A 13,802-nucleotide genomic window follows, 5' to 3' on the forward strand; every position below is an offset into this window, starting at 1 on the left:
TCAATTTTACACAAACCTACCATCTATGCACTAACTACCTGCAAAACAGTGTCAAGAGATTGTTTTGGATCTTCACTATCAAGCCAGTGAATGTCATTCCAACCTCTTAACCAGGTGATTTGTCGCTTCGCTAATTGCCGGGTAGCACAGATCCCTCGATAAACCATCTCATCATAATCTATTTCGCCTGATAAATATGACCACATCTGGCGATAACCGACACAACGTACAGAAGGTAGATCTTCATGCAGATCGCCCCGTTCATATAATGATTTTACTTCATCTTCAAATCCACACGTTAACATCTGTTTAAAACGGGCTTCAATGCGTTGGTGAAGAACATTTCTATCTTTCGGAGCAATCGCAAACTGATAAACATCATAGGGCAAAGACTCGCCTGATATTTTTGTCAATTCCGTCATTGTCTTACCTGAAATCAGGTAAACTTCTAGCGCACGAGAAAGTCGTTGAGGATCATTAGGGTGGATCCGTTGTGCTGCTACGGGATCAACCAATGCTAACTCTTTATGTATTGCCTCCCACCCTTGCTCTGCTGCTTTTTTTTCTATTTCAGCACGAACATCCGAATTGGCACTGGGTAAAGGCGATAGACCTTCAAGTAACGCTTTAAAATATAGCATAGTCCCACCCACTAATAGTGGAATTCGCCCAGCCGCAGTAATTTCTTCCATTGCATTTAATGCATCACGTCGAAAATCCGCAGCGGAATAGGGAAATGCGGGATCTAGAATATCAATTAATCGATGTGGAGCAAGCGATTGCTCATTCGCATCCGGCTTCGCTGTGCCGATATCCATACCACGATAGATAAGAGCTGAATCCACGCTAATAATATCTACAGGTAGTTTCTGTCTCAGTGCAATTGCTAATGCTGTTTTACCTGACGCTGTAGGTCCCATTAGGAAAATTGCTTTAGGTTTTATTTGCGTGTTCACATCGCTCATTATTTAATGCCACTACCACTGGTTGTAAATCAATTAATTGTAATAAGTTTTTTGCTGGCTGTCTGACATATTGAGGGCAGAGTCTTTCAATATCAGCCAATAATCCTACTGCTTGAGCTTGCGACCATTGCGCCTGCTCTGCTCCTAATTGTTTTGCAAACCATTGTCCAAGTTGTTGCTCGGTACAAGATTGTTCTGCTGACAAATAGGCTAATAATGCGGTCAGCAACACAGGTAAATTTTGCTGGCGCAAAGGTAACGACACTGCATGTATTGTTGCTTTACCGTGAGAAATTTCGATAACGATCCCGAAATGACTAATTAGCGATTGAAACTGATTGAAGACACTAATTTCTTCTTTGCTCAATACCAATTTTAAAGGCACTAACAGAGGTTGTGGCTTCAATGTTTCATCTTTAGGCAGTAATTGCGCACATTTTAACAGAAAATCAGCTTCTTCCAATGATAACAGCCCAAGACCTTGTGAAGATTCTATTAACGCATATTTGTGCTGATAAATTGCCAATACTCGCCCAAAAGTATAATCAGTTTGTCCATCTTTCGCATTGACGGAACGAGGCATCACCGAAATAACATTTTCTTCAATATTATTAGTTGTATGAACGATTTCACCTAAATTCAATGGGGCACGGTCAGGAAATAGTGGTATTTTTTCTTTATCTTTTGATGTGGATACACTTTCTTGCATCATTTTTTGATAAAGCGCACCTTGTGTCCGTTGGTAGCTATCACCAAACTGACGATGCCCTCCAGATTGAGAGGCTTGCTTTTGATGAGAACTATTGTTGTGCTCTCGTTCACTGGAGTGGTGTGATGATGTATTTGGTGAAGTTTGAGCCTCTGGTGATTGATAAGGCTGAGAAAATACGTTTTCACCTGCAACTTGACGGTTTTCAGGAAAATTTAACGCAATTTCGTGTTCTTCTTCGTCATCTGAAGTCAGTGATAAAGGCTCTTGCGTTGCTTGTCGTAAAACACTCAACACACCTTGATAAATAAAATCATGAACCAAACGAGATTCATGAAAACGAACTTCGTGTTTCGCAGGATGTACGTTTACATCGACTTGATGAGGATCAACACTTAAGTACAAGATGTAAGAAGGTTGCTGATCTCCTTGCAAATATCCTTCGTAAGCTTGGCGAATCGCATGATTAATCAACCTATCACGCATCATTCGTCCATTCACATAGCAATACTGAATTTCACTACTTTGCACTGGTGATAAAGGGTGTTCTACCCAACCTTTTATTGCTAAATCACCATGTTCCCACGATAAATGCATTGATTGGTTGACAAAATTATTACCACAAATCGCACTCAAACGGCGATTTTGCTGACTTTCATCTTTCACTGCACGGTATTGCCGAACACGCTTACCGTTATGGGTAAGATTTATAGAGATATCAAAACGCGATAATGCAATGCGGCGTACCACTTCATCAATATGTGCAAACTCTGTTTTTTCAGTACGTAAGAATTTACGTCTTGCTGGCGTGTTATAAAAGAGATCAAGCACTTCAACTGTACTTCCGACAGGATGAGCGGCAGGTTTAACAGTCACCGCCATATCTCTGCCTTCAGCGTAAGCTTGCCATGCTTCTTCTTGATCTTGAGTACGTGATGTCAGTGTTAAACGGGAAACTGAGCTAATACTCGCTAATGCTTCCCCACGAAAACCCATACTCATTATGGCTTCGAGATCGTCAAGACTTGATATTTTGCTGGTTGCATGGCGAGCAAGTGCTAACTTCAAATCATCACGATTGATACCACATCCATTATCACGAATACGAATAAGCTTGGCACCACCTTTATCGATATCAATATCAATTGAGGTCGCGCCTGCGTCTAAACTATTTTCCAGCAACTCTTTAACAACAGAGGCTGGTCTTTCAACAACTTCCCCTGCGGCAATTTGGTTTGCAAGCTGAGGAGGTAATAAATTTATCGCCATTACCTTTATTCCATTTTACTCAATCAATTAGGCGCGTTTTGTAAAGGATGAGCCAGAAAATAATTTCTTAAACCCGCATGAATAGATACCGCGAGTTTCTCTTGATAAGCATCAGAAATCAGTAATTGCTCTTCTGACGCGTGGCTGATAAAGCCTGTTTCAACTAAAATTGAAGGGATATCAGGTGAACGTAACACACCTAAGCTCGCATGTTCTGGTGTTTTCTTATGTAGTGAACCCACTTTTCTTAGTTCAGACAATACAGCAACAGCAACGTCATAACCTACTCGCTGCGAATTACCAAACTGCAAATCAAGTACTGTTTGACTTAAATAAGGATCAGCACCATCCAATGCATCACCAGCACCACCGAGTAATTCAGACTGTTTTTCGCTTTGTTCAAGCCACTTACCTAATTCACTGTTTGCACGACGATTAGAAAGCACCCACACAGAAGCGCCTCTTGCGCTGCGATTTGGCGCTGAGTCTGCATGAATAGACACTAACATATTCGCACTTTGCTTACGGGCAACTTCAGAGCGCCCGGCAACTGAGATAAAATAATCGCCACTACGTGTTAGAACAGGTTTAAACATAGGATCATTGCGTAAGCGCGCTTCCAACTTCCTTGCCACACTTAGCGTTACGTCTTTTTCACGATTACCTTTCTGACCAATCGCTCCCGGATCTTGCCCACCATGACCCGCGTCTATCGCAATAATAATTTGGCGAGAGCCTGCTTGTGGTTTTGATGGTGTATTACGTGGCTTTACAATAGGAACAACAGGTGTAACTTCTGCTATCGGCTTGGTCATTAAAGGCGCCATTTCCCTATTTGTATTTACAGTTGATGTAGTTGTGGTTGCTATCGGTGATAACGTAACAACACTTACTGTCGATTGAGCATTGCTATTTTGTCGACTATTTATAGCTTTGATAGTAAGCACTAACTTATAGCCACCACTTACTTTCATTAAACTCTCAGTTACGACAACAGGCTGAGCAAGCTCCAGTACTATACTTTGGTATTGGCTATCTTTTGATTGCGTTGTACGAATTTTATGAACTAATAGGCCGTTACCTAATGTTGCAGGTAATCCTGTAATTTTTGTGCTCTGTTTAAAATCCATCACCAAACGGTCAGGACTTTTTAATGAATAATATCGATAACTAGGCTTCCCATCACGAAAAGAGAATGTGAGAGTTGTTGCTGAAATACCGTTTTCTGATTTTACTTCTGTCACAGTAGCGGCTTGTGCTATTTGCACAAAAAATAAAGACAAAACAACCAACAGAAAGGCAACAACATAGCGCTGACTTTGACTCACAATGGTGATGAGACTCGACATAATCAATATTCCTTTATGCAGACTGAATACGGGATAAAACAGTATTCCCTCTTTGTGAAAGGGCAACAAAACGCGCTTTTCGACCTTCATCTTCGTAATTTAAATGAAGTTCTAAATCAGCGTTAGGTAAAAAGCCTTCGCCTTGCGATGGCCACTCAATAAGGCATAACGCGTCTTGTTCAAAATAGTCGCGTATTCCCATAAATTCCAACTCTTCAGCAGAAGCTAAACGATAAAGATCAAAATGATATACAGGATTTGGCGAAAGCATATAGGGCTCAACTAATGTATATGTTGGGCTTTTAACATGCCCTTGATGACCAAGCGCTTGTAAAAAGCCTCGGCTAAAGGTTGTTTTTCCAGCACCAAGATCGCCATATAAATAAATGATCAATCCGCTATGATTAGTCGCCATTGCAACAGCACGCCCGAGTTCAACTGTCGCCGCTTCATCTTCTAATGTAACAACCCATTCTTTCATATTTAATATAATCTATTGTTAAGTTATAACGGCTTAATAAAGAGAGATCGTTGGAGAACATCAAATACTAAGCTTTATATATTTTCTTAAGGCAAATAGTTATCGAAATCACTATCAAATAACCATACCATAAATCTATTTATTGCGAGGATTTTTCCTACTGCCTCACTATGATACACTGCGCGCTCTTAGGACTCACCTCTTACCTATTGATTCGGTTTATTCATGTCATCACTCGATCTTAATCTTCTCGCTCAAAACATTAAATTATGGGGTTCTGAGCTAGGTTTTCAACAAACAGGGATATGTGATACTGACTTATCACTTGAAGAACCTCGCCTGCAAGCGTGGTTAGATAAGCAATATCACGGTGAAATGGCGTGGATGGAAAAATATGGAATGACACGAGCCAGGCCTCATGAACTGGTTCCGGGTACATTACGCGTTATCAGTGTGAGAATGAATTATCTTCCTACGGATGCAGCTTTTGCACGAACCTTAAATAATCCAGAACAAGGTTATATCAGCCGTTATGCACTTGGTCGGGATTATCACAAAGTATTAAGACAACGTCTTAAAAAACTCGGCGAAAGAATTTCACAATATTGTCAGCAATTCGAATATCAAGGGGTAGTCAACTTTCGTCCTTTCGTTGATTCAGCACCTATTATGGAGAGACCATTAGCCGTTAAAGCAGGACTTGGTTGGGTTGGTAAACACTCACTTGTTATTAACAATCAAGCAGGCTCTTGGTTTTTCCTTGGTGAATTACTGATTGATTTACCCTTGCCTACCGATAGCCCAGTTGAAGAGCAATGCGGTAAATGTGTCGCCTGTATGACAACCTGTCCAACAGGTGCCATTGTTGAACCTTATACTATTGATGCTCGTCGCTGTATTTCTTATCTCACTATCGAACTCGATGGTGCTATTCCTGAAGAATTTCGTCCTCTGATGGGTAATCGTATTTATGGCTGTGATGATTGCCAGCTTATCTGCCCTTGGAATCGTTTTTCATCACTGACTGACGAAGAAGATTTCTCTCCTAGAAGAGCACTTCATACCCCAGAATTACTCGATCTTTTTCAATGGAATGAAGATAAATTTCTGCGTATTACTGAGGGGTCACCGATCCGTCGTATTGGCTATTTACGTTGGCTTAGAAATATTAGCGTGGCGTTAGGAAATGCACCTTATCAAGATAAAATTATACTTGCTTTGCAAGAACGCTTTGGATTGAGTGATGTTTTAGATGAACATTTAAACTGGGCGATTGCACAACAGACAGCGAAGAGAAATGAAAAAGAAGTAAAAATACAGACTTCACAACAAAAACGCTTAGTAAGGGCGATAACCAAGGGCTTACCTCGTGACGCTTAATTTTTAACAGAATAAACGCATTACGAGTAACCATTAATTTCCTCTGTGAATAAAATAAAAATCCCTTGCCTATCAACATGAACAAAAAATTCAAGCGAACTAAGACTCAAAATTAAAAAAATTAAAATAAACTTAGTTATCAATTAGATATAAAATCCAATCAATTTATTGAAGAGCATAATATTCTTATCACTTAATGATGCGTGCTTGTGGATAACTCTGTGCAGTAAAAAAATAAATAGTGCTTAGATGCGATGGTTATTAGCATCTCACTGTGGATAAATCGATTTGGGAAGATTTAAAGAATAGTAGAATATATATCACGTTTTTTTAAAGAAAAGCCTGAAAAACTCTTTTCTTTTTCTAAAATACTATTCAATGCATGTTTAACAGAATAAAGGCCTAAATCCTAAAAAATGATCGTACCTCTCGTTTCCCTCTAAATGAGGAAAGGCGCACATTCTAGTGCTGTCAAAATAGAAATGCAAGCAAAGATCAAAGATAGATCACAAAAAAATAGCTTGATCTTACATGCAGTAATGACATTTTCTTTTTTGATCAGAAATCCTACACACTCTCTTTGCGCGTATTAAGTAAAATTCCTTAACCTGCACCCTAAAACAGTGTAGTCGATATTTAAAAAAGCGAGAGAAAAAACTTAAAATTTTCTTTATGGGGATTAAAAAATGAGATTTGATGAAATAGAAGAGAAAAAACTTGGAGCGGGAAACGAGACTCGAACTCGCGACCCCAACCTTGGCAAGGTTGTGCTCTACCAACTGAGCTATTCCCGCATTTGGTAAGTTTTGACAATTATAAGTGAAAGATTTGGAGCGGGAAACGAGACTCGAACTCGCGACCCCAACCTTGGCAAGGTTGTGCTCTACCAACTGAGCTATTCCCGCGTCGTATAATACTACTAATAATTGTCTAAGAAAGATTGGAGCGGGAAACGAGACTCGAACTCGCGACCCCAACCTTGGCAAGGTTGTGCTCTACCAACTGAGCTATTCCCGCGTCTTTCTTACACCCGTACAAACAAAATTCTTCATCGGTACGGGAAGCGCATTATACGAGAAAAATGCTTAACCGCAAGCCCTTATCAACAAAAAAATACGTTTTTTTGATTACATGTCGATAAAATCATCATAATGATGCAATATCAATCATTAATGCACGCTTTTTACTCTTTAATAAAGGTTTTACGATAATAAGCAAGCTCTGCAATAGATTCACGAATATCATCCAATGCCTGATGCGTATTTTTTTTCTCAAAACCTTCTAAAATTTCAGGTTTCCAACGGCGAGCTAATTCTTTTAATGTGCTCACATCGAGATAGCGGTAGTGAAAATATTGCTCTAGCTCTGGCATATAACGGTATAGAAAACGTCTATCTTGCCCCACACTATTACCACAAATAGGTGATACTCCTTTTGGTACCCATTTTTCTAGGAATTCAATTGTCTCTTTTTGTGCTGAATTATCATCATATGAACTGGCTTTTACGCGCTCAACTAAGCCGCTACCTGTGTGGGTGCGTGTGTTCCATTCATCCATTAAACTTAATTGTTCATCTGATTGATGTACTGCAATTACAGGGCCTTCGGCTAAAATATTAAGTTGAGGATCTGTCACGATAGTGGCAATTTCGATGATACGGTCACATTCAGGATCAAGACCGGTCATTTCCAGATCTATCCAGATCAGATTATTCTCGCTTTTTGACATAATATATCCTAGCTGTTTCTAAGTGTGAGACATGATATTTTAGCGTTTATCATAGCGCGTTTACTCAATAAGCACGACAGAAGAACATCTAACCGAATAATACAAGTGAGGATCGGTGACAAAACGTAAATTATCTAAAGGCCAGCAACGCCGAGTACAAGAAAATCATAAAAAGCGTTTGCAGAGCAAAGAGAAAAAAAACCACGTTGAATTAGACGATACGCAATTAGGCGAAGCGACCGAAGGTTTAGTGATCAGCCGTTTTGGTCAACATGCAGATATTGAAGCTGCTGACGGCACAATTACACGATGCAATATTCGACGCACAATTTCATCACTGGTCACAGGTGATAAAGTTGTTTGGCGTCCTGCGCTACAAACACAGGAAAATGTCCGCGTAAATGGTATTGTAGAAGCTGTGCACGAACGAACTTCCGTGCTTACTCGTCCTGACTATTATGATGGTATTAAGCCTATTGCCGCTAATATTGATCAAATTATTATCGTTTCGGCCATTTTGCCTGAACTTTCTTTAAATATTATCGATCGTTACCTTGTAGCATGTGAAACCTTAAATGTTGAGCCTCTAATTGTGCTCAATAAAATCGATATGTTAGATGGAGAAAGCCGTAAGACAGTTAGTGAGTGGATGCAGACTTATAAAGATATTGGTTATCGTGTCCTTGAAGTCTCTAGCTATACCAAAGAAGGGTTAGAAGCACTAACTCAAGAGCTAATCGGTCGTATCTCTATTTTTGCAGGTCAATCCGGTGTCGGTAAATCAAGCTTACTTAACACGCTGTTACCCCCAATGGAAGAAAGCATTGTTGTTAATCAAGTCTCTGACAATTCAGGTTTAGGCCAACATACCACAACCGCATCACGGCTTTACCATTTCCCACAAGGCGGAGATGTGATTGACTCTCCAGGGGTACGTGAATTTGGTTTATGGCACTTAACGCCAGAGCAAGTAACAAAAGGTTTTGTTGAATTCAGACCATACCTTGGTGGTTGTAAATTCCGTGATTGTAAGCACTTAGATGATCCGGGTTGCTTAATTAGTGAAGCGGTAAGAAACAACGAAATCGCAGAAACGCGATTTGAAAACTACCATCGAATTTTAGAAAGTATGAGTCAGGTGAAAGTTCGTAAGAACATTAATTTAGACTCTTAATAATTGATTCACTGACAACCCTATTAAGGGTGGGTACAATAGACCCCTTTTGTCTATTTTTATCGTTTAATCCCAGAGGTTGCCATTTTGGACAAGCTAAAAATTAAACTACAGTATTTATTGCCTAAATTATGGCTAACACAGTTAGCAGGTTGGTTCGCAAATAAAAAAGCAGGTGCCATCACCCAGTTTGTTATCAAGGCTTTTGCGAAAGCGTATAAAGTTGATATGAATGAAGCAAAAGATAGCCAGTTCCAAGCTTATTCTACATTCAATGACTTTTTTATTCGTGCTTTAAAAGACGGTGTTCGCCCTATCGTTGAAGGTGATGACAAACTAGCATTACCAGCTGATGGTGCAGTAAGCCAACTTGGTCTAATTCAAGATGATCAAATCTTGCAAGCCAAAGGGCATCACTACACCCTTGAAGCATTACTTGCTGGTAATTTTATGTTGGCAGATCAGTTCCGTAATGGTCAGTTTATTACGACATATCTTTCTCCTCGTGATTACCACCGTGTTCATATGCCTTGCGATGGTTTATTAAAAGAGATGATTTATGTTCCGGGCGATCTCTTCTCTGTTAATCCATTAACGGCGGCCAATGTTCCTAATCTATTTGCACGTAATGAACGTATTATCTGCCTCTTTGAAACTCAATTTGGCCCAATGATACAAATTCTGGTTGGTGCAACAATTGTCGGTAGTATTGAAACGGTTTGGTGTGGCATGGTAACACCACCTCGTGAAGGTATTATCAAACGTTGGACATATCCTCAAGCGGATAAAGCAGGAGCAATATTCTTGAAAAAAGGTGAAGAAATGGGCCGATTTAAGTTAGGCTCAACAGTCATCAACCTTTTCCCAGAAAATGCTGTTCAATTGAATAAAGATCTTATGAATGGCTCCGTTACATTAATGGGGGAACAACTGGGTTCCATCATCAATGTCGCTGGTAATGACAATAATGCCATCAGTGAATAACACGTAATTCGGAGTAACTTTGTGCGCCTGATAATTAGCCTTTTCTTCTCGCTCTTTTTGATGCTTTCGTTAAACACATCCGCAATATCAGCGGATGTGGAGAAATTACGTCAAGACATTAAACAACTTGAAGGAAGCACCAATCCTCAAGATATTGAGGCAGTTCAGGCGCTACAAGGTACTATCAACTGGATTAATGATGGTGAAAAAGCGCAAATAAACGCAGATAACTATCAAAAAACCATTGATGATTACCCTCAAATTACGCAAGAGTTAAGAACCAAGCTTCTTGAAGAAAGCCACGCTGTTCCTACTATTCCTGAAAAAATTAGCATCCCTGATTTAGAACAGAAAATTATTCAAATCAGCAGCCAATTAATGGAACAAGCAAGGCTTCAACAACAAGAGCAAGATAAAAGCCGTGAAATTAGCGAGTCTTTAAATTTATTACCCCAACAGCTTTCTGAAGCACGCCGTTTACTCAGTGATGCAACAGCAAGACTTGCCTCTATCAGTGCATCAACAACACCGTTAACAGAAGCACAAAATAAGCTCACACAAGCAGAAGTCACCGCACGTAAAGCGATGGTTAATGAGCTTGAAATGGCACAGCTTTCCGCTAATAACCGCCAAGAAATCGCTCGCCTTCGCTTAGAATTGTTTAAAAAACGCTATCAGCGTCTTGATGTACAACTACAACAATTACGTAGCTTATTAAACATAAAGCGCCAAGAAGTCGCTGATCTTGCGTTAGAAAAAACAGAAATGTTGGCCGAACAAGGTGGCGAATTACCCGAGTTTCTGACAAAACAGATCCAAACTAACCGCGAACTCTCTCAGATCCTGAATAAACAAACTCAAGAAATGAGCGAGCTATCAGAAAAACAGCGCATTACTACACAACAGACACAACAAGTTCGTCAAACCCTCACCACTATACGAGAACAAGCACAGTGGCTAAGTGGTTCTACTGCATTAGGTGAAGCATTAAGAACACAGCTTTCTCGCTTACCGGAAATGCCTCGTTCACAAGAGCTTGATAGAGATATCATTCAGTTACGTGTTGAGCGTTTAGGTTATGAGGATATGCTGGAAAACCTAAGTAAGATCCAGCCACCAGAAACTGCCGATGGCTCTAAATTGCCTGAAGCTCAGCAATATATTTTTGATTCTCTTATCCAAGCACGCCATGAATTATTGAATTCGTTGCTATCCGGTTATGATTCTCAAATTCTTGAATTAACAAAACTAAAAGTTGCAACAACACAATTAGCGGATGCTTTAAAAGAAACAAAAGATGCAACAAACCGTTATATGTTCTGGGTTGCTGATATCAGCCCTATCAAATTTAATTATCCAGTTTTATTAGTCAAAGATATCACTCGACTGCTTTCGCTAGATACCTTTTCACAATTAGGTCATGCAGCAGTCAGCATGCTTAAAAATCAGGATACGTTCCTATTCTTATTTGTCACTTTATCGATTGTGGGCTTTAGTCTGCGTACTCGAAAACATTACAACGCATTTCTTGAAAGAGTCAGTAACCGTATTGGTAAAGTCACACAAGATCACTTTTCACTGACGATACGCACTGTCTTTTGGTCTATTTTAATTGCGTTACCATTACCTCTGTTATGGTCTGCTGTAGGTTATGGCTTACAAAGTGTTGAATGGCGTTATCCAATGGCAGGAGCGATTGGATATGGGGTAACAGCTGCGGCTCCAGTGCTGTGGTTATTTATGATCAGTGCAACCTTTGCACGTCATAACGGTCTATTTATTGCTCAATTTAAATGGAAAGAAAGCCGTGTTAAAAAAGCGATGCGCTTTTACCAGCTTTCTATCTTTGTCATCGTTCCACTAATGATGTCATTAGTCACTTTCGAATATTATAGCGATAGAGAATTTGCACCGACAGTTGGTCGCTTCTGCTTCTTATTGCTCTGTATCGCCCTAAGCTTTATTACGTCTAGCCTTAAAAAAGCCCACGTTCCGCTTTATCTTGATAAACATGGATCTGGCGATAACCTGATCAACACCATTTTATGGTGGTTCTTGCTGATTGCTCCGGTTGTTGCAGGTTTAGCCGCAGTATTAGGTTACCTTTCGACCTCGATTGTCTTACTTGGTCGTTTAGAAATGTCTGTCGCCATTTGGTTTGCCCTACTGATTATTTATCACATTATTCAGCGATGGATGCTTATTCAGCGCCGGAAATTAGCCTTTGAACGTGCTAAACAAAAACGTGCAGAAATTCTCGCTCAGCGTGCAAAAGGTGAAGATGAAAATACGATTGTTGGGAGCAGTGGTGAAAGTACTGTAGGACTTGAAATTGAAGCACAAGAAATAGACCTTGATGCTATCAGTGCGCAATCTATTGGTTTAGTTCGCTCTATTCTAACGATGATTGCATTAGTTTCGATGATCTTATTGTGGTCTGAGTTAAACACGGCGTTCTCTTTCGTCGATAATATTCGCCTTTGGGATGTTACCTCTTCGGTGAACGGCGTTAACACGGTACAACCTATCACGATGGGCTCTATTTTAGTGGCGATCCTCGTCATTATCATCACAACCCAATTAGTTCGAAACCTTCCTGCTTTACTTGAGTTAGCTATTTTACAGCATCTTGATTTAACACCGGGTACAGGTTACGCCATTACTACCATGACCAAATACACCATAACTTTAATTGGTAGTATTGTGGGCTTCTCTTTATTAGGGATTGAATGGTCAAAATTACAATGGCTAGTAGCAGCTATGGGGGTTGGGTTAGGTTTTGGTTTACAAGAAATTTTTGCCAACATCATTTCTGGTTTAATGATCTTATTTGAAAAACCAATCCGTATTGGCGATACCGTTACCATTCGTAATTTGACCGGAAATATTTCTAAGATCAACACACGGGCAACTACGTTGACTGACTGGGATAGAAAAGAAATTATCGTACCGAATAAAGCCTTTATTACAGAGCAATTTATTAACTGGTCACTATCAGATTCCGTCACCCGTATCGTAATGACAATCCCTGCACCAGCAGACTGCAACAGCGAGCAAGTGACAAATGTGTTATTAGAAGCCTCAAAACGCTCTACGATGATTTTAGAAAACCCAGCACCTGAAGTTTATCTGGTCGATTTACAGCAAGGTATTCAGATTTTCGAATTACGTGTTTATGCCGCAGAGATGGGACATAGAATGCCAGCAAGACACGAGATCCACCAAAATATTCTCTTAGCCTTTGCAGAGCACGGAATCCCATTACCGTTCCCACCATTCCAAGCAAGAGTAGATATGATGGGTAATACAATTCGTAGTTCAATGCGAGCAACACCAAGAGAAGTGGGCGGATTATAAATACCATTTCAATTAATTTGATGAAAAGTCATTATTTTTTCGAAAAAAATGAAAGATAATGGCTTGATTCTTTTTTCACATTTTTACCCCTCCCTACACTATGTATCTCTTTCTCTTATAGCTTGTTGATTGTATAAAATATATCCATATTTTCGTCCTAATTTTTTATTTCTAGAAAAAAGGAAGATTATTTTTTGATTTTTTGATTTTTTGATTAATAAAACTGATAAATAATAACACATAGAAACTATCTATCACTCGACAACAATATAAAGATAATAAAATGAGCATCATAAAAAGATTGCCATTTTTCGGATAAATAATTTTAAAGCAGTATATTTTTCTAACAAAACGCCTATTTAACAAAAGAAAAAAATACCATTTTGGATAAAGCGTTTCATTCAC

Annotated in this window: 9 protein-coding genes and 3 tRNA genes; 4 read left to right on the forward strand and 8 right to left on the reverse strand. The window is 39.5% G+C overall.

Going from position 1 to position 13,802, the window contains the following annotated elements:
- Window positions 1–23: 23 nt before the first annotated feature.
- From miaA to tsaE, 4 genes are read right to left on the reverse strand one after another with little or no spacing between them, the layout of a single operon-like run.
- A complete protein-coding gene (gene miaA, locus DK857_RS08635) occupies window positions 24–965 on the reverse strand; it encodes a tRNA (adenosine(37)-N6)-dimethylallyltransferase MiaA (protein WP_069369879.1) in 942 nt (313 codons plus the stop codon).
- Complete coding sequence (gene mutL, locus DK857_RS08640) at window positions 934–2,943, reverse strand: DNA mismatch repair endonuclease MutL (protein WP_109401982.1); 2,010 nt, start codon at window positions 2,941–2,943, stop codon at window positions 934–936. Before mutL ends, miaA begins: the two co-directional genes overlap by 32 nt.
- 23 nt (window positions 2,944–2,966) lie before the next feature.
- Window positions 2,967–4,292, reverse strand: coding sequence for an N-acetylmuramoyl-L-alanine amidase (locus tag DK857_RS08645; RefSeq protein ID WP_109401983.1), 1,326 nt, complete (start codon window positions 4,290–4,292; stop codon window positions 2,967–2,969).
- Window positions 4,293–4,305: 13 nt separating this feature from the next.
- Window positions 4,306–4,773 (reverse strand): tRNA (adenosine(37)-N6)-threonylcarbamoyltransferase complex ATPase subunit type 1 TsaE, encoded by a 468-nt coding sequence (gene tsaE, locus DK857_RS08650; protein ID WP_109394721.1) that lies wholly within the window; start codon window positions 4,771–4,773, stop codon window positions 4,306–4,308.
- Window positions 4,774–4,998: 225 nt separating this feature from the next.
- Here tsaE and queG point away from each other — a divergent pair, with 225 nt between their 5' ends.
- Window positions 4,999–6,153 carry a tRNA epoxyqueuosine(34) reductase QueG gene (queG, locus tag DK857_RS08655; RefSeq protein ID WP_109394723.1) on the forward strand — a complete coding sequence of 385 codons (1,155 nt, stop codon included), beginning with the start codon at window positions 4,999–5,001 and terminating at the stop codon, window positions 6,151–6,153.
- A 718-nt stretch (window positions 6,154–6,871) separates the two neighbouring features.
- Here queG and DK857_RS08660 read toward each other — a convergent pair.
- The 4 genes from DK857_RS08660 to orn form a co-directional block, all read right to left on the reverse strand.
- Window positions 6,872–6,947, reverse strand: a tRNA-Gly gene (locus tag DK857_RS08660).
- 35 nt (window positions 6,948–6,982) lie between these two features.
- Window positions 6,983–7,058: transfer RNA gene (locus DK857_RS08665), tRNA-Gly, on the reverse strand.
- Between the two features lie 36 nt (window positions 7,059–7,094).
- Window positions 7,095–7,170, reverse strand: a tRNA-Gly gene (locus DK857_RS08670).
- A 166-nt stretch (window positions 7,171–7,336) separates the two neighbouring features.
- On the reverse strand, window positions 7,337–7,882 hold the full coding sequence (gene orn / locus DK857_RS08675) for an oligoribonuclease (RefSeq protein ID WP_109401984.1): 546 nt from the start codon (window positions 7,880–7,882) through the stop codon (window positions 7,337–7,339).
- 115 nt (window positions 7,883–7,997) lie between these two features.
- On the opposite strand from orn, the gene rsgA reads away from it, so the two are divergent.
- The 3 genes from rsgA (at window position 7,998) to mscM (ending at window position 13,397) form a co-directional block, all read left to right on the forward strand.
- A complete protein-coding gene (gene rsgA / locus DK857_RS08680) occupies window positions 7,998–9,056 on the forward strand; it encodes a small ribosomal subunit biogenesis GTPase RsgA (RefSeq protein ID WP_109394727.1) in 1,059 nt (352 codons plus the stop codon).
- An 87-nt stretch (window positions 9,057–9,143) separates the two neighbouring features.
- The gene (gene asd / locus DK857_RS08685) at window positions 9,144–10,040 is read left to right on the forward strand and encodes an archaetidylserine decarboxylase (protein ID WP_109394728.1); all 897 of its coding nucleotides are present in this window, start codon (window positions 9,144–9,146) and stop codon (window positions 10,038–10,040) included.
- Between the two features lie 21 nt (window positions 10,041–10,061).
- Entirely contained in the window at window positions 10,062–13,397 is a 3,336-nt protein-coding gene (mscM, locus tag DK857_RS08690; protein WP_109401985.1) for a miniconductance mechanosensitive channel MscM, read from the forward strand.
- Window positions 13,398–13,802 lie beyond the last annotated feature (405 nt).

The sequence above is a fragment of the Proteus terrae genome (assembly GCF_003144325.1).
Classification (GTDB): Bacteria; Pseudomonadota; Gammaproteobacteria; order Enterobacterales; family Enterobacteriaceae; genus Proteus; species Proteus terrae.